Annotated in this window: 7 protein-coding genes and 1 riboswitch; of the genes, 3 read left to right on the forward strand and 4 right to left on the reverse strand. The window is 70.5% G+C overall.

The genetic code is table 11. The features are described from left to right. A partial coding sequence (locus VMR86_06920; protein ID HTO06774.1) for an amidohydrolase family protein occupies positions 1-737 on the reverse strand: 737 nt, incomplete at its 3' end. Beyond that, positions 737-2,182 carry an MATE family efflux transporter gene (locus tag VMR86_06925; GenBank protein ID HTO06775.1) on the reverse strand — a complete coding sequence of 482 codons (1,446 nt, stop codon included), beginning with the start codon at positions 2,180-2,182 and terminating at the stop codon, positions 737-739. The genes VMR86_06920 and VMR86_06925, both read right to left, overlap by 1 nt. An 83-nt stretch (positions 2,183-2,265) precedes the next feature. Further along, positions 2,266-2,333: riboswitch (Fluoride riboswitch) on the forward strand. Between the two features lie 63 nt (positions 2,334-2,396). Here VMR86_06925 and crcB point away from each other — a divergent pair. From crcB to VMR86_06940, 3 genes are read left to right on the forward strand one after another with little or no spacing between them, the layout of a single operon-like run. Next, positions 2,397-2,792, forward strand: a complete 396-nt coding sequence (gene crcB, locus VMR86_06930; protein ID HTO06776.1) for a fluoride efflux transporter CrcB — start codon at positions 2,397-2,399, stop codon at positions 2,790-2,792. A gap of 1 nt (position 2,793) precedes the next feature. Beyond that, positions 2,794-3,141, forward strand: coding sequence for a DUF190 domain-containing protein (locus VMR86_06935; GenBank protein HTO06777.1), 348 nt, complete (start codon positions 2,794-2,796; stop codon positions 3,139-3,141). 56 nt (positions 3,142-3,197) lie between these two features. Then, on the forward strand, positions 3,198-3,602 hold the full coding sequence (locus tag VMR86_06940) for a hypothetical protein (protein ID HTO06778.1): 405 nt from the start codon (positions 3,198-3,200) through the stop codon (positions 3,600-3,602). Between the two features lies 1 nt (position 3,603). Here VMR86_06940 and VMR86_06945 read toward each other — a convergent pair whose 3' ends face one another. Next, positions 3,604-4,272, reverse strand: a complete 669-nt coding sequence (locus VMR86_06945) for an alpha/beta hydrolase (GenBank protein ID HTO06779.1) — start codon at positions 4,270-4,272, stop codon at positions 3,604-3,606. After that, positions 4,269-4,814 (reverse strand): alpha/beta hydrolase (locus VMR86_06950; protein ID HTO06780.1); only part of this gene is annotated, 546 nt, incomplete at its 5' end. The genes VMR86_06950 and VMR86_06945, both read right to left, overlap by 4 nt.

Genomic DNA, 4,814 nt, shown 5'->3' on the forward strand with positions numbered 1-4,814 from the left:
AGGATCTTGTCGGCGCCGCGCGTGTTCGCGTAGTCGATGATCGCCTTCGGGTAGTGCTTGGGCGCGAAGGCGCTGGTCGAGTAATACAGGTTCGGCCACTTCAGCATCAGCTTCACGGCCAGGTCACACCAGGGCTCGGCGCCGTGTCTCATCACGAAGCGCAGGTCGGGGAAGAACCAGCAGATCTCGTCCAGCTGCTCGACGTGCTGCGCCGCCATGGGGATGCGCGGCCCCGGCACCCCGATGCAGCAGTTGAAGGTGAGGTCGAGCTCCACGCACTTGGCGAAGATCGGATACCACTCCTTGTCGCCGATCGGGATCTGCGGGAAGTTGCCGCACGGAAATGCCGATACCGACTTGATGCCCAGGTGCTCGTAGAGCCACACGATCTCGCGCACGCCCTCCATGCCCGCGTTCGGGTCACAGCCGCACGAGCCGAAGAAGCGGTCGGGGTGGTCGCGCAGCGCCTTCTGCGAGATCAGCCCTTCGCGACTCACTCCGAGCTGTGCCTTCTCGATCCCGAACTTGTCCATGAGCTGGAGCGTGAAGCTGATGTAGTCCTCTTGCTTCGAGACCTTCGGGAAGTCCTTGAACATGTACTGCACCGGGAAGTCGAAGCTGCGCAGGCTCTCCGCGTCGCGAAACAGCGGGCGCATGAAGTCGTACACCCGCTTCTGGTCGTCGCTCGGGATGCCGAGCATCAGGTCGACGATTCCGATTCCCGACGGCATGGCCATCACACACTCCTGTGTCGGTGCGTCCAGCGCCCGGTGAGCAGCCAGCCGATCATCAAGCTCGCGTTCACCAGCGCGTAGATCAGGTTCGCGATCCACATCCCGGTCGGACCCAGGCCGGCCTGGTGCGAGAGCAGGTAGCCGAGCGGCGCGCCCACCAGGAACGCCGTGCCGATCGACACGATCATGGGCGAGTTCATGTCGCCCGAAGACTGCAGCGTGCGGAACGCGATGAAGTACAGGCCGTAGAACGACAGGATGATCGACGAGTAGACGAGATAGTGCGCGGCGATCTCCGCGACCTCGGGATCGGGCGCGAAGAAGTTCACGATCGGGTGCCGGAACAGGAACACGCCGGCGGCGAGCGGGAGCAACGCGACCAGAGACACCGCCGAGCTCGTGAACACCGCGCGCCACGCGCGCGGCAGGTCGCGCGCGCCGAGGTTCTGCCCCACGAGCGTCGCGCAGGCGTTTGCGATCGGGAAGGCGAACATGATCGCGAGCATCTCGATGCGCACGCCGATGCCGTAGGCCGCCTGCACCTTCTCGCCGAAGCGGCCTGCCATGATCGTGAACACCATGAGCATCGTGGAGCGCGCGAGCATGTGCGCCGAGGGCTGCACGGCCGTGCGCAGGAGGCGGCGCAGCGCGGCCGGGTCGGGCACCAGGTTGCGCGCGCGCAGGTGCACGCGGCAGCGGCCGCTGAACAGCATGCCGAGCCCGATGGCGGCGCCGATCAGGCCCGCGGAGGCCGAGCCGAGCGGCAGCCCCACCAGCCCCAGCGCGGGCGCGCCCGCGTGGCCGAACGCCAGCGACCACTCGCCGAAGATCGCGAGCGGAGTCACCACGAACGAGATCAGGAGCGGCGTGGTGGTGTCTCCCGCGGCATTCAGCACGGTCGAGAACATCTGGCCGGCGACCATCGCGAAGAACATCACGAACACCACGCGCACGTACGAGGTCGCGAGCCCCACGACCTCGGCGTCCGGCGAGAGCACGCGCGCGAGCACGTGCGGGATCGAGATACCCACCAGCGCCGCCACGGCCGCCAGGCACGCGCCCAGCAGGAACGTCTGACCCGCCACGTGCTCGGCGGCATCCAGCCGCCCCGCGCCGACGTTGCGCGCGATCATCATCTGCGCGGCGACCGTCATACCCATGACGAACAGGTTGAGCCCCTGGCGCAGCACGAGGTCGCTCGAGGTCGCCGCCGCGAGCGCGTGTGCGCCCAGCCGGCCGAGAAACGACAGGTCGACCATCTGGGACAAGCCGAACGAGAACATCATGGTCAGCACCGAGGGCAGCGCGAGCACGAGCACCGAGACCAGCAAGCTGCCGCGCGTGTGGTCGCGGTCGCGCAGCAAGGCCAGCAGTGAAGGGCGCTCGAGGCCTCCGCTCTCCGCGGCGGCCTCGACCTCGCCCAGGTCGACCTCCCTCAGCTCCTGCATGATCGCAGCCTACCCCACGGGCAGGCACGGGCGCGCGGCGACTCGCTTGACGCGCGCGGGCGCGCTCTCTAGCCTCGGCGCTCGATCGCGAGGGCGGTGGAGTCCGCCGAAACCGCCGTTCGTCGCAGCGGCCAATGACTCCTACGGCAGGCACGAGGCGCTGTGGGGCATTCGACCGAACCCGTCCGGCGCCTCCTTCGAGCAGGGAGACGCAATGGATCGGCTGGCTTGGGTCTGTCTGGGGAGCGCGCTCGGCGGCGGCGCGAGGTATCTCGTGTCGCTGGCCGCGCTGAACGCGCTGGGCACGTCGTTCCCCTGGGGAACGCTGTTCGTGAACGTGGTCGGCTCCTACCTGATCGGGCTGATCATGCACGTGTCGCTCGAGACCACCCTGATCTCGCCCGCGCTGCGGCTGTTCCTGACCACGGGAGTCATGGGCGGGTTCACGACCTATTCCGCCTTCAACTACGAGACGCTCAAGCTGGTCTCGGACGGTGACTGGCCGCGGGCCGGCCTGAACGTCGCAGTCACGCTCGTCGTCTGCCTGGCGGCGGGCGTGCTGGGCGTGGGCAGCGCGCGCTCGCTGGTCCTGGCTTTTGGAAGGAGCTGAAATGCGCACGCTCACCGGCGAGCAAGTCCTGGTCCGGATCTTCATCGGCGAGAGCGACCGCTGGCACCATCAGTCACTCAGCTCGGCGCTGGTGGAGCGGCTGCGGCGCGAGCACTTCGCCGGGGCCACCGTGTTCCACGGCGTGGCCGGCTTCGGCGCGCACAGCGTGCTGCACACCACGCGCCTGCTCGAGCTCTCGCAGGACCTGCCGGTCGTGATCGAGGTGGTCGACTCCGAGGAGCGCATGGAGCAGCTCACCGCGATCCTCGACGAGATGGTCAGCGAGGGCCTGGTGACGATGGAGAAGGTGCGCGTGCTGAAGTACCAGGCGCGCGCGCCGGCCGCCTAGGCGCAGCGATTCGCTGCGTAGAGTCCCGGCGGGGCGACGCGCAATAGTGTCGCCCCGTGACGCTCAAGAGACTCGCCTTGATCGCTCTCTCGGGCCTCGTACTGCTGGGGCTCGGCACGTATCTCGCCGGCGAGCGCACCGAGGTCGTGGTCTTGCGTACCTGGGGCGCGGACGGCGCGCCGCAGGACACGAAGATGTGGGTCGTCGACTACCAGGGTGCGGCGTTCGTGCGCATCGGCCGGCCCGGCCGGGGCTGGGGCGAGCGCGCGAAGGCCAACCCCGAGGTCGAGCTCGTGCGCGCGGGCGCCACGACGCCGCGCCACGTGGCGGTCGTATCCGAGCCCGAGACGCTGCGCGCGGTCGCCCAAGCCTTCGCCGAGAAATACGGCTGGGTCGACTGGTGGTACGGCGTGGTCGTGCGCAAGAACCCGGAAACGCTGCGGCTCGACCCGCGCCAGTGAGTCACTGACCGCCGACGGCCGCGCGCGCGTGCTGCGCGAGCGCGGCGTCGAGCCCGGTCACGGTCACGCCCGGCTCGGCGAGCGCCGCCGCCAGCCAGGCCGGGCGGGCGCGTGCGCACACGGCCACCGGCTGCGCGAGCCCCGACAGCCGGCTCGCCTGGCGCGCGAACGAGGCGGCGTAGTCCGGCGGCCGCACGTCGTGCGCCAGCTCGGCCAGCGCGAACGGGTCGGGCGGACCCACGAGCGCGGGGTCGGGCAGGGTCACGTCGGGCGCGCCCGGCTCCGGCGTCCCGCCGTCCAGGCCCGGCCCGTCGCACAGGATCGCCCCGCGCACCGCCTTCGGGCGCCCGCCCGCGAGCATGAGCGCCACGTAGGCGCCGAGCCCGCGGCCGAGCAGGGTGACTGCGCCCAGGTGCGCGAGCGCCGCGTCGGCGTCGGCCATCAGCACCTCGGCGGTGTAGCCGCCGCCGGCCGGAAGCGTCGACGCGCCGTGACCCGTGAAGTCGAGCGCGAACACCGGCCCCGGCCAGCCGGCCAGCTCGGCGGGCAGGCGCTCGGGCGAGCGCTCGCCGAGCCCGTGCAGGAGCAGCAGCGCCGGCCCGGGGCGCTGCTCGAGCTCGTGCAGCGCGAGCGACACACGATTGTGTCGCAGGAAGGTCGTGCGGCTCACGACAGAAAATCCAGGACCAGGTCGGCCACGCGCCGCGGGTGCTCGATGTGCACGAAGTGACCCGAATCTTCGAACGGCACGAGCACGGCGCCGGGCGGCAGGAACGGCTCGAGCTCGTCGGGCTTCGTGCCCCAGCCCATCTCTTCCTCGATCAGGCCGAGGATCCCGAGCAGCGGCACCGGAAAGTCGCGCAGGCGCTCGAGCGCCCAGTGCGGGCGCCAGGGCCCGAACCCGCCGAAGCGCATCGACGGGTCGAGCTTCCAGCGCCAGCCGTCGGCGTCGCGGCGCGCCCCGATCGACACGAGATAGCGCAGCCATTCGGGGCTGAGGCGCGGGTTCATGCGGCCGCGGCGCGCTGCCAGCTCTTCCGGGCTGCCCGCCTTGCGCGCCAGCCCGGCGGTCGAACGGCGCCAGTCGAGCCAGCCCGAGATCTCGCTGTCGAGCAGCTTCGTGCGATCGTGCTCCGCCACGTCGGGGTGACGCCAGGTCGAGGGCAGGCCATCCAGGTTCGCGAAGCGCGACACGCGCTGCGGCCGCGCCTC

The sequence above is a fragment of the Myxococcota bacterium genome (assembly GCA_035498015.1).
In the GTDB taxonomy this organism is placed as follows: Bacteria; Myxococcota_A; UBA9160; order SZUA-336; family SZUA-336; genus VGRW01.

Excerpts from the sequence above, each read along its gene's own strand:
- VMR86_06925 (HTO06775.1), bottom strand. The coding sequence starts at position 2,182 with ATGCAGGAGCTGAGGGAGGTCGACCTGGGCGAGGTCGAGGCCGCCGCG.
- crcB (HTO06776.1), top strand. The coding sequence starts at position 2,397 with ATGGATCGGCTGGCTTGGGTCTGTCTGGGGAGCGCGCTCGGCGGCGGC.
- VMR86_06935 (HTO06777.1), top strand. The coding sequence starts at position 2,794 with ATGCGCACGCTCACCGGCGAGCAAGTCCTGGTCCGGATCTTCATCGGC.